General features: G+C 71.0%; 16 protein-coding genes and 1 pseudogene. 2 read left to right on the forward strand and 15 right to left on the reverse strand.

Features of this window, described 5'->3' with window-relative positions; genetic code table 11:
- From VED21_RS39000 to VED21_RS17565, 4 genes are all read right to left on the reverse strand, one after another.
- A partial coding sequence (locus tag VED21_RS39000; protein WP_414638236.1) for a twin-arginine translocation signal domain-containing protein occupies positions 1-141 on the reverse strand: 141 nt, incomplete at its 3' end.
- 37 nt (positions 142-178) lie between these two features.
- Positions 179-1,516: a flavin-dependent monooxygenase QhpG gene (gene qhpG, locus VED21_RS17555; RefSeq protein WP_324884319.1), complete on the reverse strand. Its 1,338-nt coding sequence runs from the start codon at positions 1,514-1,516 to the stop codon at positions 179-181.
- Between the two features lie 218 nt (positions 1,517-1,734).
- On the reverse strand, positions 1,735-4,839 hold the full coding sequence (locus VED21_RS17560; protein WP_324884321.1) for an efflux RND transporter permease subunit: 3,105 nt from the start codon (positions 4,837-4,839) through the stop codon (positions 1,735-1,737).
- Entirely contained in the window at positions 4,836-5,939 is a 1,104-nt protein-coding gene (locus VED21_RS17565; RefSeq protein ID WP_324884323.1) for an efflux RND transporter periplasmic adaptor subunit, read from the reverse strand. Before VED21_RS17565 ends, VED21_RS17560 begins: the two co-directional genes overlap by 4 nt.
- 96 nt (positions 5,940-6,035) lie before the next feature.
- On the opposite strand from VED21_RS17565, the gene VED21_RS17570 reads away from it, so the two are divergent.
- A complete protein-coding gene (locus VED21_RS17570; RefSeq protein ID WP_324884325.1) occupies positions 6,036-6,674 on the forward strand; it encodes a TetR/AcrR family transcriptional regulator in 639 nt (212 codons plus the stop codon).
- A gap of 15 nt (positions 6,675-6,689) precedes the next feature.
- Here the strand turns inward: VED21_RS17570 and VED21_RS17575 are convergent, their stop codons facing one another.
- The 7 genes from VED21_RS17575 to VED21_RS17605 form a co-directional block, all read right to left on the reverse strand.
- Positions 6,690-7,289, reverse strand: a complete 600-nt coding sequence (locus tag VED21_RS17575) for a carbon monoxide dehydrogenase subunit G (RefSeq protein ID WP_324884327.1) — start codon at positions 7,287-7,289, stop codon at positions 6,690-6,692.
- A 15-nt stretch (positions 7,290-7,304) separates the two neighbouring features.
- Positions 7,305-8,153 carry an XdhC/CoxI family protein gene (locus VED21_RS17580; protein ID WP_324884329.1) on the reverse strand — a complete coding sequence of 283 codons (849 nt, stop codon included), beginning with the start codon at positions 8,151-8,153 and terminating at the stop codon, positions 7,305-7,307.
- Between the two features lie 3 nt (positions 8,154-8,156).
- On the reverse strand, positions 8,157-9,320 hold the full coding sequence (locus VED21_RS17585) for a vWA domain-containing protein (RefSeq protein WP_324884331.1): 1,164 nt from the start codon (positions 9,318-9,320) through the stop codon (positions 8,157-8,159).
- A 3-nt stretch (positions 9,321-9,323) separates the two neighbouring features.
- On the reverse strand, positions 9,324-10,205 hold the full coding sequence (locus tag VED21_RS17590) for a MoxR family ATPase (RefSeq protein WP_324884333.1): 882 nt from the start codon (positions 10,203-10,205) through the stop codon (positions 9,324-9,326).
- Positions 10,206-10,564: 359 nt separating this feature from the next.
- Positions 10,565-12,985: an aerobic carbon-monoxide dehydrogenase large subunit gene (locus tag VED21_RS17595; protein ID WP_324884336.1), complete on the reverse strand. Its 2,421-nt coding sequence runs from the start codon at positions 12,983-12,985 to the stop codon at positions 10,565-10,567.
- Positions 12,982-13,482 carry a (2Fe-2S)-binding protein gene (locus VED21_RS17600; protein ID WP_324884338.1) on the reverse strand — a complete coding sequence of 167 codons (501 nt, stop codon included), beginning with the start codon at positions 13,480-13,482 and terminating at the stop codon, positions 12,982-12,984. The genes VED21_RS17595 and VED21_RS17600 overlap by 4 nt, the downstream gene beginning before the upstream one ends.
- Positions 13,483-13,493: 11 nt before the next feature.
- Complete coding sequence (locus tag VED21_RS17605) at positions 13,494-14,357, reverse strand: xanthine dehydrogenase family protein subunit M (protein ID WP_324884339.1); 864 nt, start codon at positions 14,355-14,357, stop codon at positions 13,494-13,496.
- Between the two features lie 256 nt (positions 14,358-14,613).
- On the opposite strand from VED21_RS17605, the gene VED21_RS17610 reads away from it, so the two are divergent.
- On the forward strand, positions 14,614-16,638 hold the full coding sequence (locus VED21_RS17610; RefSeq protein ID WP_324884341.1) for a methyl-accepting chemotaxis protein: 2,025 nt from the start codon (positions 14,614-14,616) through the stop codon (positions 16,636-16,638).
- Between the two features lie 9 nt (positions 16,639-16,647).
- On the opposite strand, the gene VED21_RS17615 is transcribed toward VED21_RS17610, so the two are convergent.
- From VED21_RS17615 to VED21_RS17630, 4 genes and pseudogenes are all read right to left on the reverse strand, one after another.
- Positions 16,648-18,027: an OmpP1/FadL family transporter gene (locus VED21_RS17615; RefSeq protein ID WP_324884343.1), complete on the reverse strand. Its 1,380-nt coding sequence runs from the start codon at positions 18,025-18,027 to the stop codon at positions 16,648-16,650.
- A 180-nt stretch (positions 18,028-18,207) separates the two neighbouring features.
- Positions 18,208-20,235 (reverse strand): NAD(P)/FAD-dependent oxidoreductase, encoded by a 2,028-nt coding sequence (locus VED21_RS17620; protein ID WP_324884345.1) that lies wholly within the window; start codon positions 20,233-20,235, stop codon positions 18,208-18,210.
- Between the two features lie 306 nt (positions 20,236-20,541).
- Positions 20,542-21,381, reverse strand: coding sequence for a tryptophan 2,3-dioxygenase (gene kynA / locus VED21_RS17625; protein WP_324884347.1), 840 nt, complete (start codon positions 21,379-21,381; stop codon positions 20,542-20,544).
- 7 nt (positions 21,382-21,388) lie between these two features.
- Positions 21,389-21,730 (reverse strand): annotated as a pseudogene (locus VED21_RS17630) (kynureninase); the annotation flags it as partial.

Consider the following 21,730-nt stretch of genomic DNA (forward strand, 5'->3'; position numbering starts at 1 on the left):
CGCGCAGCGCGCCTTGACGATGGCCTCGGCGTCCTGCGCCTGGGCCGGTGCGGCGGACGCCGCCAGCGCCAGCATCGCGGCGCCGAGCATCGCCCGTTTGGTTCCCTTCATGAAATCTCTCCGTTCGATGCGGTTTCGCACTGTTTCTTTTGCTTTTCTTGTTCGGGCCGACGTGGGGTCACGGACCGGTGGACGCGCTGCTCCTTTCCAGAAAGCGGTTGGCCTTCAGCCACGCGAGCGCGGCCTGGGTGGAGGCGTCGCCGGCCAGGGCGTCCTCGCCCACGACCTGCGCGCGTTTCAGCAGGGGCGCCAGTTCGACCCCGGCGATGGTGAGCACGCCGCGCGGGTGCTGCGGCGTGACGAGGACCTCGCGCTCGGCCACCCGCTCGCCCACCACGACCGCCTGCGCGCGGATGCCGGGGGCGGGTGCCGGGGCCGGTTCGTTGTCGGCCGGTTCCTCGGCGGCCGGCCATCCGGCGCGCTCGCGCCAGAACGGCCGGTCGGTCCAGCGCGTCTCGCCGCGGTAGAAGGCGCGGCCGATTTCGGCGGCATGGTGGAACAGGGCCGACGCCCGCTCCTCGACGAAGCGGCGCACCAGCGGCAAGTCATCGGGCGAGGCCAGCAGCGTGGCGACGGCGGCCGAGGCGGCGAAGGCGCCGCGCAGCGCCTCGAACACGCCGTTGCCCGACAGCGGATCGATGGTCACGGCGGCGTCGCCGACGCGCAGGTAATCCACCTCCACCAGATCGCCGCGCAGCGTCGCCGTGGCGTCGCGCGTCGTGGCGGAGTCCACCGGCGTCGCCCCGGCCACCCAGTCCGCCGCCTCCGGCACCGCCCGCATCAGCTCCTCATGCAGGGCGATCAGCCCGGCGCGCATGGGCACGGCGTCGGCGGACAGCAGGAACTGCACCACCCGCGTGCCGTCCGGAAACGCCGCCATCCAGGCCCAGCCGTCGGGGAAGCTTGCCGCCGCGCTCACCGGCCGTTCCGGCGGCGCCCCGCGGTAGGAGCGGACGACGGCGACGGTGCGCGGCCCGCCCGCCACCACCCGCCCCGCCGCGGGTGCCCGCCGGCCCCGCGCCTCCACCAGGAAGCGGCCGGAGCCCAGAACCGACCCGCCTGCGTCGCACGCCGCCCACAGCGGCCCGTCCTTGCCCAGCCGCGCCACCGACGCGGCCACGACGGTGACGCCCGCGTCCTGCGCGTCGCGCTTCAGCGCGGCGTCGAACGCCGCGCGGGCCAGCACGTATTCCTCGTTGTGTTCGGATGTGGCGCCGTTCCAGTGCGCCAGCCGCCGCGCCGGCACCCCCGCCGCCTCGGCGGCGTGCGCGCATCCCGCGCGCCGCAGCGCCTCGACCACGCGCGGCGACAACCCTTCCCAGGCGGCGGCGCGGGGGGCGCCGACCAGCGTCACCGCGTGCCCCTGCCGCGCCAGACGGCCCGCCAGCACGGTCCCCGCGGGACCCCCGCCGACGATCAGGATCGCTTCGGACGCTGCCGCCGTATCCACCGCCACGCCCCTCCCATCCTCAAGCCCCGAACTGGAGCGGAATGGTAGGGACCCAGTGTGTCACCATCTATCCGATTCACGAACCCCTATCGGATGAAGGGACACGATAGAGAAACGCCGGATTCGTAGGTTGGGTTGAGCGCCAGCGAAAACCCAACGCGCCCGGCGGTGCGGACACATTGGGTTTTCACCTGCGGTTCAACCCAACCTACGGAATTCGGCGATCAGGACGCCTGAACGGCCCCATGCGGCACCGCCGTGGCCCTCTGCCGCTCGGGCGCCGGCACGCGGCACCACGCGGCGTAGAGCGCCGGCAGGAAGAAGATCGTCAGCACCGTCGCCCCGGCGAGCCCGCCCATGATGGCGATCGCCATCGGGCCCCAGAACACGCTCTGCGCCAGCGGGATCATCGCCAGGATGGCGGCGGCGGCGGTCAGCACGATGGGCCGGGTGCGCCGCACGGTCGCCTCGATGATCGCTTCCCAGCGCGAGCGGCCCTGGCGCACGTCCTGCTCGATCTGGTCCACCAGGATGACCGAGTTGCGCATGATGATGCCGGCCAGCGCGATGACGCCCAGCATGGCGACGAAGCCGAAGGGCTGGTTGAACAGCAACAGCGACCCCGTCACGCCGATCAGCCCCAAGGGTGCCGTCAGCAGCACCATGATGACCCGCGAGAAGCTTTGCAGCTGGATCATCAGCGTCGTCACCATGATCAGCAGCATCAGCGGCAGCATGGCGTTGATGGAGCCCTGGCCCTTGGCGCTCTCCTCGATGGCGCCGCCCATGGCGATGGCGTAGCCCTCGGGCAGCGTGGCGCGCAGCGCGTTCAGCTCGGCGTTCAGTTGGGTGCTGACCACCGGCGCCTGGATGCCGCCGGTGACGTCGCCCTTGATCGTCATCGTCGTCTCGCGGCCCCGGCGCCACAGCACCGGCTCCTCCAGCTCGTACTTCACCGACGCCACCTGGCTCAGCGGCACCGCCGCCCCCCGCCCCGTGCGGATGTTCAGCTCGCCCAGGCGCGACAGGTCCAGCCGCTCGTCCGGCGTGGTGCGCAGGACGACGCCGATCAGCTCCGTCCCTTCCCGGTACTGCGTGATCGGCAGGCCGTTCAGCAGCAGTTGCAGCGCGTTCGACAGGTCCTGCTTGGAGATGCCGAGCGCCCGCGCCTTCGCCGTGTCCACCTCCAGCCGCACGCGCTTGGACAGCTCGTCCCAGTCCAGGTGCACGTTGGCGGTGTTGGGGTGGGCGCGCATGCGGTCGCGCACCTGATAGGCGATCTTGCGGATGGTGGCCGGGTCCTCGCCCGTCACGCGGAACTGCACGGGGTAGCCGACGGGCGGGCCGTTCTCCAGCCGGCTGACGCGCACGCGCGCGGCCGGGAAGTCGGTCTCCAGCCGCTTCTCCAGCGCGGCCATGACGTGCTCGCGCTCCTCCAGCCCCTTGGTCATCACCATGAACTGCGCGAAGTTGGAGGTCTGCAGCTGCTGGTCCAGCGGCAGGTAGAAGCGGGGGGAGCCGCCGCCGGTGTACGCCGCCCAATAGTCCACGTTGGGGTCGGCCCCCAGGAGCGCCTCCATCTTGCGCACTTCCGCACCGGTGGCCTCGAACGAGGCACCCTCGGCCAGACGGATGTCGATCAGCAGCTCCGGCCGGCTGGCGGAGGGGAAGAACTGCTGCTGCACCATGCCGAACCCGACCACGGAGACCACGAAGGCCGCCACGGTGGCGCCGATGGTCAGCCAGCGCGCCCGCACGCAGGCCGTCACCAGCCGGCGCAGGATGCGGTAGCCGCGCGTGTCGTAGATGTCCAGCTCGTGCCCGTGCTCCAGCACGTGCTTGGGCTGCGGCAGCAGCAGGTAGCCGAGGTACGGCGTGAAGATCACCGCCACCACCCACGACAGCAGCAGCGACAGACCGACCACCCAGAAGATGGCGTTGGTGTATTCGCCGGCCGCCGACTGCGCCAGCCCCACCGGCACGAAGCCGGCGGCGGTGACCAGCGTGCCGGTCAGCATGGGAAAGGCGGTGGAGGTGTAGGCGAAGGCCCCGGCGCGCAGCCGGTCCCACCCCTGCTCCATCTTCACCACCATCATCTCCACCGCGATGATGGCGTCGTCCACCAGCAGGCCCAGCGCGATGATGAGGGCCCCCAGGGAGATGCGGTGCAGGTCGATGCCCAGCACCTGCATGGCGACCAGCGTCAGCGCCAGCACCAGCGGCACCGCCAGCGCCACCACGATGCCCGTGCGCCAGCCCAGGCTGACGAGGCTCACCAGGATGACGATGCCCAGCGCCTCGGCCAGCGACTTCATGAATTCGTTGACGGAGCGGTCGACGACGGTCGGCTGGTCGTTGACCTGCGCCACGTCCACGCCCACCGGCAGCTTGGCCTGGATCTTCGCCATCTCGGCCTTCAGCGCCTCGCCCAGGCGCAGGACGTTGCCGCCCTTCGCCATGACCACGCCCAGGCCGATCGCGTCGCGCCCCTTGTGGCGCAGCGTGTAGCGCCGCGGCTCGACATAGCCGCGCTTCACCTCCGCCACGTCGCCGATGGTCAGCATGCGCCCGCCGGTCTCCACCGGGATGGCGCGCACCTCCTCGGCCGTGTCCAGCCCCATGTCGACGCGCACGAACACCCGCTGCGATCCCGCGTCTACGTCGCCCGACGCCGCCACCGCGTTCTCGCGCTGGAGCGCCTGCGTCACCGCCTCCACCGGCAGGCCGAAGCTGGCGAGGCGCTGGCTGGAGATCTCCACATAGATCCGCTCGTCCTGCGCGGCGATCAGGTCGACCTTCTGCACGTCGGGCAGGTGCAGCAGGCGGGCGCGCACCTCCTCGGCCACCTTCTTCAGCTGGGCCGGGGTGAAATCCTCGCCCATGAAGGCGTAGATGGCGGAATAGACGTCGCCGAACTCGTCGTTGAAGGACGGCCCGATCACCCCTTCCGGCAGCGTGTGGCGGATGTCGCCCACCTTCTTGCGCGTCTGGTACCACAGGTCGGGCACGAGGCGCGGCGGCGTGTAGTCCTTCAATTGCAGGAAGATCACCGACTCGCCGGGCTTGGAATAGCTGCGCGCGACGTCGTAGTACGGCACCTCCTCCAGCTTCTTCTCGATGCGGTCGGTGACGAACTGCTCCACCTCGCGCGCCGTGGCGCCGGGCCATTCGGTGCGGATCGTCATCACCTTGAAGGTGAAGGCCGGATCCTCCGCGCGGCCCAGCCGCAGGTAGGCCAGCGTCCCCGCCAGCACGCTGGCCAGGATCAGGAACAGCACCAGCGTGCGGTGCGACAGCGCCCAGGCGGACAGGTTGTTGCGGTTCTTCATTGCCCCGGCTCCGCCCACACGCGGACCTTCTGCCCGGCGTCCAGCTTGTGGACCCCGGCGGTGACGACGCGCTCACCCTCCTTCAACCCCTCCGCCACGATGGCGAGGTCGCCGGCGAAGGCCGCCACGGCGATCGGGCGCAGCTCCAGCCGCTCGTCCTCGCTGCCGCCGCCGGGCGCCACCACCCATACGGCCGGCGCCATGCCGGACTGGGTGACGGCGCTCATGGGCAGGCGGGCGATGGCGCCGCCGCGCTCCTGCCGGGTGATCAGCGTGGCGGTCATGCCCAGCTGCACGCCCGGCGGCGGGTCGGCCAGCGTGACGCGGGCCTGATAGGTGCGGGTCCCCGGATCGGCGCTCGGGCTCACCTCGCGCAGGACCCCGCGGATGCTCTGTCCCGGCTGCGCCCAAAGCTCCACCGACAGGGCGCGCTGCGGCAGGCCGGCCACCTGCTGTTCGGGGATGTTCGCCACCGCCTCCACCTCGCCCAGCTTGGCGACGCGGACGGCGGGCTGCCCCTGCGCCACCACCTGCCCCGGCTCGACCAGCACGCCCGTCACCACGCCCGGCGCGTCGGCCAGCAGCGTGGTGTATTGCAGGGAGTTGTTCAGCACGCGCAGCTGCGCCTCGATCTCGTGCACCTTCGCCTCGGCCTTCTCCAGCGCGGTGCGGCGGCGGTCGAACTCCTGCTTCGTCGTCCACTCGCCCTGGCGAAGCTGGGCGTAGCGCTGGTGGTCGGAGCGCGCGTTGGCGGCGTCCGCCTTCGCCGACTCCAGCTGCGCCTGGGAGGCGCGGACCTGCAGCTGGATGTCGGTGGGGTCCAGCTTGGCCAGCGGCGTTCCGGGCTCGACCCGCGACCCCACCTCGACCAGCCGGGCCACCACCTTGCCGGCAACGCGGAAGCCCACGTCGGCCTCGATGCGCGGACGGATCACGGCGGGGTAGCGGACGACGTCGGCGGAGGACTCCAGCTTTACCGTGGCGACGCGGACGGGCCGCGGCTCGGGTGCCGCGGCGCTCTGCCCCTCCTTGCAGGCGGACAGCGCCACCGTTCCAAGAAGCACCAGCGTTGCAAGCCCACGCGCCTTCGGCCGAACCATAACCCTTCTCCCGACTGGACTGGACTGTATCGTACTGCTAGACTCCTAGTCCGAAGCCGAGCCCCCGTCAAGAGTGAACGATACAGTTCAGTTCAGATGAATTCCGCACCCGCGCTGCCCACCTCCCCCCCGCCCGACCCGAAGACCGACCCCAAGACGGCACAGATTCTCGCCGCGTCCCGCGAAACGTTCCTGGAGCTGGGCTACGCCGGCACCTCCATGGACCTGATCGCCCAGCGCGCGCGGGTGTCGAAGACGACGCTCTACACCCGCTTCCCGTCCAAGGACGACCTCTACGTCGCCACCATCTCGGCGGAGTGCGAGCGGCGCGGCCTGCGCTTCGCGCCGGACGCCTTCGACGATGTTCCTTTGGAAGATGCGCTGCGCCAGCTCGGCCGCCGCTTCGTCGACCTCTTGTGGTCGCCGGCCGCCATCCGCATGCATCAGGCGGTGACGGGCGAGGCGACGCGCGTGCCCGAAGCCGCGCGCCTGTTCTACCAGGCCGGGCCCGAGCAGGGCATCGCCAGCTTCATCGCGTTCTTCGAGCGCGCGGCGGCGCGCGGCGCCATCCACACCGACGACCCGGCCTTCATCGCCAAGCAGTTCCTGGCCGCGATGCAGGGCGGTCCCTACTGCGCGCTGTGCCTGGGCGTGTGCGACCCGCCCACCGACGAGGAGCGCACCGCCTTCGTCGACAAGGCCGTCGCCCTGTTCCTGCGCGGCCTGCGCCCGTAAGGGCGGCGGGCCGCGTCACCGCCCCAGCAGCAGCAGCGCGAAGGCCGCCAGCACCACGGCACCGGCCGACACGGCGAACAGCCGCACGTTCCACGGCACGCCCCGCCCCGCCGGGGCGGGCGGCGGCGCGGATGCCGGGACGGCCACCGCCTCCACCACCACCGGTTCCGGCTCCGCCGTCCCGACCAGCGCGCCGAAGCGGCTGAAGAACTCGGCCGACAGCTTGCGCGCGGTGGAATCGATCAGCCGCCCGCCCAGCTGCGCCAGCTTGCCGCCCACGTCCACGTGCACGGCGTAGCGCAGCAGCGTCCCGTCCCCGTCCTCCACCAACGTCACCGTGGCGTGCCCCTTGGCGAAGCCGGCGGCTCCCCCCTTGCCCTCCCCGCTGATGCGGTAGCCGCGCGGCGGGTCCAGGTCGGACAGGGTGACCGCCCCCTTGAACGTCGCCTTGATCGGCCCGACGGCGAGGCCCACCGTCGCCTCCATGCCGGTGTCGGAGGTCTTCTCCAGCGACTGGCAGCCGGGCAGGCACTGGCGCAGGATCTCCGGGTCGTTCAGCGCCGCGTAGACCACCGCGCGGGACTGCGCGATCCGTTCCTCACCGGTCATGTCCATGGTCGGTCTCCCCCTTCAGGCGGCCATTCCGGCCGCGTTGTCCTTGTCCCGGTCCTTCTCGCGCGCACCCCGGCGGCGGTCCTGCACGATCTCCGCCAGGATGGACAGCGCGATCTCCTCCGGCGTCACGCCGCCGATGTCCAGCCCGGCCGGCGCCTTCACATGGTCGGCCAGCTCCGCCGGCACCCCCTCCTCCGCCAGCCAGCCGCGCAGCGCCGCCCACTTCGCCCGGCTGGCGACGAAGGCGACGCGCCGCTCCCCGGCCAGAAGCGCCGCCTTCAACTGCTCCAGGTCGCCGCGCCCCTGCGTGGCGATCACCACCCAGCGCTCCGCCCCCGCCGGCAAGTCCGCAAAACCCGCCGCCCCGCCCACGCCGGCCGGGAAGCCCGCCCGCTCCTCCTCCGTCCCCACGACGGTGACGGCGAAGCCGACGCGCGGCGCCAGATCCGCCACCGCCCAGGCGACCGGGGAGCCGCCGGTGACCACCACCATCGGGCGCGGCAGCATCGGTTCCAGGAAGATGTCCAGCGTGCCGCCCGACGGGCAGTGGCTCTGGTGGAACTCGCGGCCCGGCGCCAGCAGCCCCTGCTGCCGCCGCGCCGCCTCGATCTCGTCGGACGGCACGACGGAGATGAGGCGCGCCTTGCCGTCCCGCAGGCACAGCGCGGCGGCGCGGCGCACCGCACCCTGCGCACAGCCGCCGCCGACCCAGCCGTGGATGGTCCCGTCGGCGGTCACCACCGCCTTGGCCCCCGCCTTGGCGGCGGTGGCGGCCACCGTCCGCACCACGGTGGCGACGACGAACGGCACGCCCTCGGCGGTCAGCGCGGCGATGTCGGTGTAGGTGCGGGTGGGATCGCTCATGGCTCAGATCCTCGCGAGGTAGGGTTCGAGGGCGGACAGGCCGTCCAGGCTGTGGGCGGGGGCGAACAGGTCGACGTACGGCAGCGCCGCCCGCATGCCGGCGGCCTCCGGCGCGTAGTCCCGCCAGCCGGCCATGGGGTTCAGCCAGACGATGCGCCGCGTGCGGCGGCGCAACGCCGCCATCTCCCGCCCCAGCCGTTCGGCGTCCCCGGTGTCGTAGCCGTCGGACAGCACGATCACCGCCGTGCGCCCGTTCACCGCGCGCGGCGCGTGCGCCCGGTTGAACACGGCAAGGCACTCCCCGATGCGCGTTCCGCCCGACCAGCCCTGCGCCATCAGCGACAGCCGGTCCACCGCCCGCGCCGGGTCGCGCTCGCGCAGCGCCGGGGTCACGTGGATCAGCCGCGTGTGGAAGACGAAGCCCTCGGCGTGCGCGAACTCCGCCAGCACCCCGTGCATGAAGCGCACGAAGAACCCCGCGTACGCCTCCATCGACCCCGACACGTCGAGGATGAGCACGACGCGCAACGGCGCCAGGCGCCGCCTCCGCCACGCCAGCTCCAGCGGCTCGCCCCCGCGCGCCACCGACCGGCGGATGGTCGCCCGCAAATCCACCGCCCCACCCCGCGCCGCCAGCTTCCGCCGCCGCGCCAGCCGCACCCGCATGCGCCGCGACAGCCGCGCCGCCAGCGCGTGCGCCCGCGCCAGCTCGTCCGGATCGCTCAGGCTGCGCAGGTCGCGGTGCCCCAGGTCTTCCGCGCGCGAGGCGCCGCCGCGCCGCCCCTGACCCTCCGGCGCCTCCACCCCCTCGCCACGCTCCACCCGATCCGGCATCCCGTCGGGCGCGCCCGTCTCCCCCGCCCGGTCCATCAGCCGCTTCAGCCCGCCGCCCTGCGGCGGTGGCGTGCCGGTGACCTTCACCGCGTGGCGCAGGCCGCGCCCGCGCCAGTGCAGGTCGAACAGCTCATCAAAGCGCCGCCACTCCTCCAGCCGCCCGCACAGCACATGGCGCAGCGCCGCGCGCACCTCCTCCGGCCGCGACAGGTCCAGCGCCGCCATGACGCACAACGCATCCGCCGCCTCGGCCGGCCCGACCGGGAAGCCGTTGCGGCGCAGCAGCGCCACGAACCCCGCCACCCGCGCGACCACCAGCGTCCCCGCCGCCATGGCTCACCCCACCCGCCCGGCGATGCGGGCCACCGTCTCCGGCGCCACCGCCGCGCGGTCCTCGCGCGTCTTCAGCAGGCAGGACAGCGTGGCGTGCAGCGCCTCCGGCTCCGCCCGCACATCGGCGATGCCCAGCCCCATCAGCGCCGCCGCCCAGTCCAGCGTCTCGGCGACGCCCGGCACCTTGCGCAGATCCTCCGCCCGGATGCGGGCGACGAAGCGCGCGACCTGATGCGCCAGCGCCGCCTCGATCCCCGGCAGCCGCGCCGCCAGGATGCGCGCCTCCCGCCCCTCGTCCGGGTAGTCGATCCAGTGGTACAGGCAGCGCCGCCGCAGCGCGTCCGACAACTCCCGCGTGCCGTTGGACGTCAGCACCACGCGCGGCACCGACCGCGCCGTGATCGTGCCCAGCTCCGGCACCGTGACCTGGAAGTCCGACAGCACCTCCAGCAGAAAGGCCTCGAACTCCTCGTCGGCACGGTCGACCTCGTCGATCAGCAGCACGGCGGGGCTCTCGGCGCGGATGGCCGCCAGCAGCGGGCGCTCCAGCAGGTAATCCTCGGAAAAGACGTGCCGCTCCACCGCGTCCGGGTCCCCGCCGCGACCCTCGTGCGCGCGGATGGCGATCAGCTGGCGCTGGTAGTTCCATTCGTACAGGGCGCCGGAGACGTCCAGCCCCTCGTAGCATTGCAGACGGATCAGCCGGCTGCCGTGGATCGCGGCCAGCGCCTTGGCGACCTCCGTCTTGCCGACGCCCGCCTCCCCCTCCAGCAGCAGCGGGCGCTTCAGATGGTCCATCAGCGCCAGCGCCATGGCCAGCGACTCGTCGGCGATGTAGCCGACCTCGCCGAGGCGGAGCGCGATGGTCTGGCGGTCGATGGTCATGAACCCTTTCCTCACGCCGGCTCGCGGCATGTCAGTGAGCGGGGGCCGGGCCAAGCCCGCCAAGTCGTTCAAGGGGCTAAGGATTGGGGGGCCACAGATGGACACCGATGAACACAGATCTCTCAGATCCGATCCGATGACCGCCTTCTCCAAGGATCGTCATGCCCGGGCCCAGACCCGGGCATCCACGTCGACGCGACGACCTTTCCGAACCGGCGTGGATAGCCGGGTCAAGCCCGGCCATGACGTGCCGGGGAAGGCGTTCATCTGTGTCTATCTGTGTTCATCTGTGGCTAAACAATCCCCCTCTCCCCAACCCCTCTCCCGCAAGGGGAGAGGGGCTTACCCAAGCGCCCCGTTCACCCGTGCAGCCCCGCCCGCTCGGCGGCCTTCCACACGCGCCAGGCGTCGTGCGGCATCTGGATGTGGCCGATGCCGAAGGGCGCGAAGGCGTCGTTCACCGCGTTGGAGAAGCACGGCACGCTGCCCACGTTCGGGCTCTCGCCGACACCCTTGGCGCCGATCGGGTGGTGCGGCGACGGGGTCACGGTCCAGTCCGTCTCCCACACCGGCGTCTCCACCGCCGTCGGGATGAAGAAGTCCATGAAGGTCGCGCCCTTCACGTTGCCCATCTCGTCGTAGGCGATCTCCTGCCCCATGGCGATGCCGAACCCCTCGGTCAGGCCGCCGTGCACCTGCCCCTCGATGATCATCGGGTTGATGCGCGTGCCGCAGTCGTCCAGCGCGTAGAAGCGCCGGACCTTGGCCGCCCCCGTGTCCACGTCGATGTCCATCACGCACAGGTAGGCGCCGAACGGATAGGTCATGTTGGGCGGGTCGTAGTAGCTGGTCGCCTCCAGCCCCGGCTCCATGTTGGGCGGCGGCCTGTTGTAGGCAGCCCAGGCGATCTCCTTCATCGTCTTGAACTTCTCCGGCAGGCCCTTCACCCGGAAGCGGTCCACGTCCCATTCCAGGTCGTTGTCGGCGACCTCCAGCAGGTGGGCGGCGATCATCTGCGCCTTCGCGCGGATCTTGCGCGCCGCCACCGCCGTCGCCGCCCCCGCCACCGGCGTGGAGCGCGAACCGTAGGTGCCCAAGCCATAGGGCGCCGTGTTGGTATCCCCCTCCTCGATGGTGATCAGGTCGGCGTCCAGGCCCAGTTCGCTGGCGATGATCTGGGCGTAGGTGGTCTCGTGCCCCTGCCCCTGGCTCTTGGTGCCCATGCGGGCGATGACGGCGCCGGTGGGGTGGATGCGGATCTCGGCGCTGTCGAACATGCCGATGCCCAGGATGTCGCAGTTCTTGGTCGGCCCCGCCCCGACGATCTCGGTGAAGAAGGCCACGCCGATGCCCATCAGCTCCCGCGTCTCGCCGCGCTTGAAGGCTTCCAGCCGCCGCTTCTGCTCATCGCGCAACGCGCGGTAGCCCACCGCCTCCATGGCCTTGGCCATGGCCGCCGGGTAGTTGCCGCTGTCGTACTCCCACCCCAGGGCGGAGTTGTAGGGGAACTGCTCTGGCTGGATGAAGTTCTTCAGCCGCAGGTCGGCGGGGTCCATGCCCAGCTTCTGCGCCAGGATGTCCATGGCCCGCTCGATCATGTAGGCCGCTTCCGTCACCCGGAAGGAACAGCGGTAGGCCACCCCGCCCGGCGCCTTGTTGGTGTAGACGCCGTCCACCGCCAGATGCGCCACCGGGATGTCGTAGCTGCCGGTGCAGATGTTGAAGAAACCCGCCGGGTACTTGGTGGGGTCGGCGCAGGCGTCGAACGCCCCATGGTCGGCCAGCACGTGCGCCCGCAGGCCCAGCAGCTTGCCGTCCTCCGTCGCCGCCAGCTCGCACGTCATGTGGTAGTCGCGCGCGAAGGAGGTGGTTGAGAGGTTCTCCATCCGGTCCTCCACCCACTTCACCGGTACGCCCAGCACGATGGAGGCGACGATGGCGCAGATGTAGCCGGGATACGCCCCCACCTTGTTGCCGAAGCCGCCGCCGATGTCGGGTGCTATGACCCGCACCTTGTGCTCGGGGATGGTGGACAGGATGGAGGCGACGGTGCGGATGACGTGCGGCGCCTGGAAGGTGCCCCAGATCGTCAGCTCGCCACGGATCTTGTCCATCGACGCCACGCACGCGCACGTCTCCAGCGGCGACGGGTGGACCCGGTGGTAGGAGATCAGCTCCCTGATCGTCACCGGCGCCTTGGCGAAGACGTCGTCGGTGCCCGGCTTGTCGCCGATCTCCCACGTGAAGACGTGGTTGTGGTGGCGCCGCTCGCCGTGCGCACCCACCGTCTTCTCCCGGATGTCCTCGCGCAGGATCGGCGCGTTCTCGTCCATCGCGACGAAGGGATCGACCAGGACGGGAAGTTCCTCGTACTCCACCTCGATCAGTTCCACCGCGTCGGCGGCGGCGTAGCGGTCGTCGGCCACCACGAAGGCGACCTCCTGGTTCTGGTACAGCACCTTCTCGTCGGCCAGCACCGCCTGCACGTCGCCGGCCAGCGTGGGCATGTAGTGCAGGTTCAGCGGCTTCAGGTCGGCCGCCGTCAGCACCGCCTTGACGCCGGGCAGCGCCAGCGCCGCCGACGCGTCGATCTTCCTGATGCGGGCGTGGGCATAGGGGCTGCGCACGAAGTCGCCGAACAGCATGCCCGGCAGCTTCAGATCGTCCACATAGTTGCCCTTGCCCTGGATGAAGCGGGCGTCCTCCGCCCGCCGGCGGGAACAGCCGATGCCCTTCAGCTTGGCCTCGCGGTCCTCGCGGCTCTCGATCGCGTCGCTCATTCCGCGGCCTCCAGCTGAACGTCGGTCCGCAGGGTCTGGGCGGCGGACAGGATCGCCTTGACGATGTTCTGGTAGCCGGTGCAGCGGCACAGGTTGCCGGAGATGCCCATGCGCACCTCCTCCTCCGTCGGGTCCGGGTTCTCCTGCAGCAGGCGGTAGGCCCGCGTGATCATGCCCGGCGTGCAGAACCCGCACTGCAGCCCGTGGTGCTCGCGGAACGCCTGCTGCAGCGCGTGCAGCGTGCCGTCCGGTGCCACCATGCCTTCGATGGTCAGCACGCTGCCGCCGTCGGCCTGCACGGCGAAGACCGTGCACGCCTTCACCGACCGCCCGTCCAGGTCCACGGTGCAGGCCCCGCAATGGCTGGTGTCGCAGCCGATGTGCGGGCCGGTCAGGTTCATCTGGTCGCGCAGCAGGTGGATCAGCAGCGTGCGGTCCTCGACCGCGGCCGAGACCGCCTTGCCGTTGACGGTGAGGGAGATGGTGCGGTTGCCCATGGGGTGCCTCCTCAAGCGGCGCGGGTCAGCGCGCGGGCGATGGCGCGGCGCACCATCACGGCGCCGACGCTGGCGCGGTAATCGGCCGGGCCGCGCCCGTCGCTGGCCGGGTTCATCAGGGTGCGCGCAACGGAGGCGGCGTTCGCCGCCGCCGCCTCGCCGCCGTCGGTGCCGACCAGCGCGTCCCCGGCGGCCCGCGCGAACACCGGCGTGTCGGCAAGGTTGGTGAGCGCCACCGCCGCCGACGTGATGGCGCCGCCGCTGCGCACCAGCACCACGGCCGCGGCGGCGGTGGCGTAGTCGCCCACCTTGCGCTTCAGCTTCTCGTACGCCCACCCGTGCCCGGCCGGCGGTTCGGGGATGCGGACCTGCGTCAGGATCTCCCCCGGCTCCAGCGCCGTGGCGTAGGCACCCTGGTAGAAGTCGCGCGCCTTCAGCCGCCGCTCCCCGCCCCGGCCCACGGCCACATAGGTGGCGTCCAGGCACTGCATCAGCGCCGGCAGGTCGTTGCCCGGATCGCCGTTGGCGACGTTGCCGCCCACCGTGCCGCAATAGCGCACCTGCGGGTCGGCGATCATCGCCGCCGCCTCGCGCAGGATCGGGCAGCGGCGCGCCAGCTCCTCCGACGCGATCAGCTCGTGCTGCGTCACGCCGGCGCCGATGACCAGTTCGCCACCCTCGACCACAATGCCCTTCAGTTCGGGCAGGCGGGCCAGATCGACCAGCGCGGTCGGCTGGGCGAGGCGCAGCTTCATCATGGGGATCAGGCTGTGCCCGCCGGCCAGGACGCGCGCGTCCTCGCCCAGGTCGGACAGCATCGCCACCGCCTCCGCCAGGGACGCCGGCCGATGGTAATCGTAGGATCCGGGAATCACCGTGGTGCCTCCTCCCTTCGCCGCCGGTTCGCTCCGGCCGCGGATTGTTCGCGGCACGCATCATCCCGCAGGACCGCCCACCCGGCAGCCGCGAAGGCACGAAACGCCGGGCGTCCTGCACGAATGAACGAATGGACCGGAGACGTACGGGAATGACGTACGGCACAGGCGTACGCCCCCGGCACGGAACTTGCGAAACACCCGTCAACCACCCCCGCGAGGGGCGGAAGCACACGCGAAGGCATAGGGGTAGTGCATGGCCAGTTTTTCAGATCAGGACCTGCCCAGCCGGGATCTTTCCAACCGGGACCTGCGGACCGCGGCGCGTTTCCTGCTGGCCGCCAAGTTCCGGACGATGCGCGACGTCGAACAGCTCGCCGCCGTGTCCGACCTCGTCTCCGCCATCGGTGCCCTGGTGCACGAGCTGCAGAAGGAGCGCGGCGCCTCCAACCTCTACCTCGGCAGCCAGGGCAGCCGCTTTGGCGAGCAACTCGCCCAGCAAAGCACCGTCTGCATACGAAATGAGCAGGCCGTCCGCGCCGGCTTCGACGCGCTGGACCGCATGGCGCACGGTGCGGGGCTGTTCGCCGGTGTGCGTCAGGCGCTGCACCACCTGGACGCGCTAACCGCAATCCGCCCGCGCGTACAGTCCCTGTCGCTGGCGCCGCACGAATCCGCCGCCGCCTTCACCGCCGCCATCGCCGACCTGCTGGCCGTCGTTTCCCGCCTCACCGACGTGGCCGCCGACCCGCGGATCTCCCACGCGCTGATCGCCGCCTTCAACTTCATGCAGGGCAAGGAGTACGCGGGGCAGGAGCGCGCGGCCGGCTCGGCCGCCTTCGCCGCCGGGCGCTTCGACGCCGCGCAGCACCGCCGCTTCCTGCACCTGATCGCGGCGCAGAACCGCGCCTTTCAGATCTTCGCCGATTACGCCACCCCCGACCAGGCCGCCGCCTTCCAGGCCGCCAACGCCGGCCCCGACGGCGCGGAGGTGGAGCGCATGCGCGCCGTCGCCCGCACCGGCGGCCTGAAGGGCGAGCTGGCCGGCATCGAGGGGCCGGCCTGGTTCGCCGTCGCCACCCGCCGCATCGACGCGCTGCGCACCATCGAGGAACGCCTCGTCGCCGACCTCAAGACGCTCTGCACCGCCAAGCTGGTCGAGGCGCGCGCCGACTTCGCCGCCCCGCTGGGCGGCGGCATCCGGCTAACCCTCACCGCCGCCTGGACGCGCCGCCAACTCGCCGCCGCCGCCCGCCGCGCCGACCGCGCCGCCGCCGACATGCGCACGCTGTCCACCCGCCCGGCCCCCGCCCGCGGCCCGACCCCCGCCCAGACCTGGGTCAACAACGCCCTGCACCTCTTCCGCGACGGGCTGGGCGAAGCGGCCACCCTCGCCGCCCAGCAGCAGGACGAGCGCCGCTCGGCCGAGGAGCGGCAGCAGTCGGTGGAGGACGCCGTGCACGACTTCGGCACCACCAGCGAGGAGGTGCTGGCGACCATGACCGCCGTGGCCGGCCGCATGCACGAGAACGCCCGGCGCATGACCGACATCGCCGGCCAGACCAGCCGCCGCTCCCTCGACATGGCGAGCGCGTCGCGCCAGTCGCTGGCCGGCGTGCAGACCGTCGCCACGGCGGCCGAGGAGCTGTCCGCCTCCATCCGCGAGATCAACGTCCAGGCAGAGCAGACGCTGACCATCGCCAACCGCGCGGTCGAGGAGGCGGAGCAGACGCACGGCGCCGTCAGCGGCCTCGCCGACGCCGCCAACCGCATCGGGGAGGTGGTGGAGCTGATCAACGCCATCGCGTCCCAGACCAACCTCCTGGCCCTCAACGCCACCATCGAGGCCGCCCGCGCCGGCGAGGCCGGCAAGGGCTTCGCCGTGGTCGCCGGGGAGGTCAAGGCGCTCGCCAACCAGACCGCCAAGGCCACCGAGGACATCGGCCGTCAGGTGCAGGACATCCAGGCGGTGTCGGCCGGCGCCGTCCAGGCCATCGCGTCCATCCGCTCCACCGTCGCCAGCATGGACGGCATCATGGCCCGAGTCGCCGCGGCGCTGGCCCAGCAGGAGGCCGCGACCGGCCGCATCGCCGCCAACATCCAGCACGTGGCCACCGGGGCCGAGGCGGTGTCCGGCACCGTCGACGCCGTGACCGAAGCGGCCGGCGACACCGGCACCATGGCCGGCGAGGTGCTGGACGCCGCCGGCGACCTCGCGGAACTGGCCAACACGCTCCGCACCGGCCTGGAATCCTTCATCGCCAAGGTGCACGTGGCGTGAAGGACCGCGTCAGAACCGCGCCGTCAGGTTCAGCGCCACGATGTCCGTGCCGTTGCAGAACCGCCCCGGGTTGACGGCGGAGCCGTTGGGCGGCGTGCCGTTGTTCACGCAGGCCTGGAAGCCGTGCGAATACGCTGCGTCCACCCGCACCGCCTCGCTGAAGGCGTATCCAGCACCCACGCCCAGGTGGTTGCGGATGGTCACCGGCACGATCGCCAGATAGTCCTGCTCCGGCGCCGCCCTGCCGGCCCAGCGGAAGCCGGCGCGCAGCGTCAGCGCCTCCGTGGCCTTGTACGCGGCACCGACGGCGAGGATGTTGATGTCCTTGTAATGCTGCGGCAGCGTCTCCCACACGGTGCCCAGGCCCGGCACGTCGACGCGGACGTTGAAGTTCTTCATCACCTGGCTCCACTGCGCCCGGCGGTAGTCGAAGGCCAGCGTCAGCTCAGGAATGGGGGAATGCGTGATGCCGAATCCGAACTCGGCCGGCAGCTGGAAGTCGCGCAGCGTGTACTTGGCCGCGGCTGCCAGCTGTGCGCCGGTGGGCGACACCACCACCACGCGCCCGTCGCCGGTCAGGTCCTCCAGCGCCGTGCGGAACTGGTAGAAGGCGCCCACGGTCGTGTCCGGCCGCACCTTCCACGTCGCCCCCAGCCGCCCGCTGACGCCGTTGCCCTCCAGCCCCGACCGCACGATGGACGGGTCGAAGATGTCCAGTTGGATGCCGCCGCCCGCCCCGATGATGGGTGCGGCCGTGGGCAGCAGCGCCCCCGCCCCGGTCAGCCGCCCCTGCGCCACCAGCGTGCCCAGCTGGTCGGCGCCTTGCAGCAGCCGCACGCCCATGCCCGCGCGCACGAAGTCCACCGCACCCGCCACCGTCAGCGCCGGAGTCGCGTCCCACGCCACCGCCAGGGGTGCGCGCAGGAACATCGCCTCGCTGCCCTGGCGCAGGCCGGTGTTCACGCCGCTGGGGATGCGCGACAGGAAGCTGTGGTGGCCGTAGTCGGTGCCGAACCCGCCCTGCGCGTAGACGCCCGCCCCCACCGCGACGCCGTCCTTGCGCCACACCACGCCGCCCTGCGGCACGTAGTAGGACTGGAACGGGAAGGTGTCCTTGCCGCGCGCCTTCTCGCCCGTGGCCGTCTGCGTGGCCTCCAGCCCGGTGGGCGCCGCCACCTTGATGCCGGCGTCCAGGTACGACTCGGGCCGTGCCGTCAGCGTCGCCGGGTTGACGATCATCGCCGACCCGCCGATGTCGTGCGCGATGCCGGTGCCGCCCATGCCCATGGACACGGCGCCGATTCCCTCGAACGAGTAGATGTCGGTGGCGTGCGCCGCGCCCAGCGGCGTGAGCAGGGCGAGCGTCAGGGCAAGGGTGCGCGGCGTCATGGGGGAAGGCTCTCGTGTCGGCGGGGAACTGCCCCCTCCCTCCCGCTGCGCGGGCCCCTCCCTCCCCCGCTGCGCGGTGGAGGGGAAGAGCGGCGGCAGTCCCCTCCACCGCGCAGCGGGGGAGGGTTAGGGAGGGGGCAAGTATGGCGCCGCTGACGGTGCCCAAGGATCGCCCGCCGGTCAACCCTTCGGTGTCAAATCGATGCTCTGCCGGGCGATGGCCTCCGCAGCCTGCTTGCCGGACAGCACGGCGATGTCGGCGCTGCCCGCGCTGAACCACGTGCGCGTCCAGTCGCCCGCCAGGAAGGCGTTGACGAAGCCGCTGCGCCCCGGCTCCAGCCGCGTCTCCACCGTGCCGGGGAAGCACTGCACGTACTGCTCCGACGGGTCGATGTTCCAGCGGTAGTAGGCGGAGCGCACCTGCGCCCAGTCGAACTTGCCCCTCTTCACCGTGTTCGGCCAGATGGCGCCGGCGTTGGCGTCCAGCCACGCCCGCGCCTCGGTCTCCACCTGCGCGGCCAGCGTCTTCTCATACCCGCACGACACCGGCCCCTTGGGCATCATGGCGGAGCCGCACAGGTACTCCACCGCCTTGGGCGGGTCGACCTTCCAGTCCTCGGCAGCGTCCAGGTGGCTCATCTCGCCCCAGCTGTCCAGCGCCTCGACATAGCTGGTCATGGCCGTCTGCCCGGCTTCCCATCCCATCTCCTCGATGGACGGCTTGAACCACAGCTGCACCGCCTGGGTCGGCACGGCGGGCGTGTTCTCCACCATCAGCTTGAAGCGCGGGTTGGCGGCCAGCAGCTTCTGCCCGACCACGGAGATCGAGGCCGGCGGCATCGCCAGCACGCACAGGTCGAAGTCCTTGCCCAGTTCCAGCGTCTTCTCTTCCACATGGTACGGGCAATAGACGGACTCGAGGTTGCCGACTTGGCCCTTCAGTTTGTCGCCGTCGACGATCTGGTCCCAGTTCGGCTCCGACGGCCAGCAGTACAGGAACTTGCCGTCGCTCGGGTGGCCGTAGGGCACGGTGACGAACGGGTCGTAGGTGCCGTTCTTGAAGTCCACCTGCCGCTGGATGGTGACGCGCTCCACCCAGTTGCCGTTCTCCGACACGTCCAGGTCGGTCAGGCGGTGGAACAGCTTCACGTCGACGCCGCGCAGCTTCAGCACCTCGTAGGCCGGCGTGAAGACGGTGTCGCCCATGCCGGCGTTCATCTTCCACAGGGGCGCCCCCTTGTAGGCCAGCGCCATCAGGAACAGGATCTCCACGCCCGCCCCGGCGGCGAAGCGCGCGTTCTCGTACCCGCCCGACGTGTCGCCCTTCACATAGCTGAAGCACATGTCGTAGAGCAGCCGGACCGGCCCCGACCACTCGAACTTCTCGTTGAGCCCGTACTTCAGCAGCCATTCGCGGAAGTCCTGGCCGTTGATGCGGTCGAACCCGGTGCGCCCCTCGTACGGCAGCACGTCGGTGACGAAGCCGATGCCCAGCGCCAGCGAGAAATCGACGAGGCAGGCGATCTTCCACCCCTCGTCCGTCAGTTCCAGGATCGGCTCGATCGCCTGGAACATCTTCTGGATCACCTTCAGGATGCCGGCGACCCAGTTGTGGTCCGGCTTGCCGTCGGCCTTGTCCAGGTGGTCCAGGATGGCGTCCAGCTTGTCGAGGTCGAGGCGGTCGAGCACCGCGCGCAGCTTCTCGTTCTCGCCACCCACGAAGTGCTTCATGATGGCGACCAGCACGCGGATGAACGCGGCCGGCTCGATGGGCGACGGGTCGCCCGGCTCGCCCGGCCGCGGCGGCAGCTCGAAGTTCCAGGCGTGCCACGAGGCCCCGGTCAGGCGCTTGATCTCCTGCATCAGCGTGACCTGGTACATCGGCTGGAACGCCTGGTCCCAGGTCTGGAAGGCGTAGTTCGCCGGCATGGTGCCGGACGCCTTCCACTCGCCATAGCAGGCGCGCACCGCCTGGAAGGCGGCGTCGTAGAAGCCCAGGAAGATGTGCAGCCCGTGTTCCTCGATGCGCTGGCCTTCCAGCGCGTTGCGCCCGCTGGCCCCCTTGCCGCCCAGCCGCCAGCCGTGGCTGACCAGCGTCACGTCGAAGCGCTTGCGCAGCTCCTCCGTCGCCGTCAGCGTCAGCGCGGCCGACACGCCCCCCAGCCCGCCGCCCAGGATCACCACCCGCGTACGCCCGTCCCCCGCCATCGCTCAACTCCCCATCGCGAAGCCGTTCCTTCGTGCACCATACTGATCGGCGCAACTTTAAAAAAACAGCATCCTTTCACGCCCACGCGACATTTTGGCGCCGGGATCGCGATGTAGGGAGCGGGGACACACGGAAGGGGACAGCCCCTCAATAAACCCCATCAATATTCATCTGCGTCCATCTGTGTTCATCTGTGTCAAAACCCGCCTTCCGCTGCGCGCACGCAACGGCAAGCTGATTTTCTGACACAGATGGACACAGATAAACACAGATGGAAGCGATGGAATCTATTATATTTATCTATACTAAAGCCACGTCCGCAAATCCCACAATTCGGGGAACAGCCGAACCTCGATCATCTTGCGCAGGTACGGCACGCCGGCGGTGCCGCCGGTGCCGGGCTTGGCGCCGATGACGCGCTCCACCGTGGTGACGTGGCGGAAGCGCCATTGGCGGAAGGAATCCTCCAGGTCGACCAGCTTCTCGGCCAGTTCGTACAGGCTCCAGTGCCGGTCCGTGTCGCGGTACACGGCCAGCCACGCGTCGCGCACGCTGTCGTTGGCCTGATAGGGCTGCGACCAGTCGCGCTCCAGCGCCTGCGCGTCCACGGCGAATCCGGCGCGGGCCAGCGCGCGGATCGATTCGTCGTACAGGCTGGGGCTGGTCAGCGCCGCCTCCAGCGCGCGGGCAAGGTCGCTGCGGTGGCGGTGCGGCGCCAGCATGCCGGCGTTCTTGTTGCCCAGCAGGAACTCGATGGTCCGGTACTGGTAGGACTGGAAGCCCGACGACCGCCCCAGGCTGTTGCGGAACGCCGTGTACTCGGCCGGCGTCAGGGTGGACAGCACGTCCCACGCCTGGATCAGCTGGTTCATCACCCGCGCCACGCGGGCCAGCATCTTGAACGCCGGCCCCAGGTCGTCCGCCGCGATCAGCGCGCGCGCCGCCGTCAGCTCGTGCAGGATGAGCTTCATCCACAGCTCGGTCGTCTGGTGCTGGATGATGAACAGCAGCTCGTTGTGGTTGTCCGACAGCGGCACCTGCGAGTTCAGCAGCCGGTCGAGCCCCAGGTAGTCGCCATAGCTCATGTCGACCGCGAAGTCGGTGTGCGCGCCATGATCGGCGCCGTGATCGTTATTTTCGGTCATCCGTCCCTCACGTCACCGCCTGCCTCCGGTGGAACTCCGGCCGGTCCCAGGCGCCGGTCTCCAGAACGTCCCGCAGGGCCGCCGCCGCGTCCCACACGTCGGCGAAGCGCAGGTACAGCGGCGCGAAGCCGAAGCGCAGGATGTCCGGCGCCCGGAAATCGCCGACGATCCCGCGCGCGATCAGCGCCTGCACGATGGCGTAGCCCTGCGGGTGGCGCAGGCTCACCTGGCTGCCGCAGGCCGCCGGATCCTCCGGTCCCGCCAGTTCCAGCCCCAACTCCGGCCCCATACCCGCCACCAGCCGCCGGAACAGCCCGGTCATGGCAAGACTCTTGCGCCGCACCGCGTG

Source organism: Azospirillum sp. (assembly GCF_035627195.1).
Classification (GTDB): Bacteria; Pseudomonadota; Alphaproteobacteria; order Azospirillales; family Azospirillaceae; genus Azospirillum.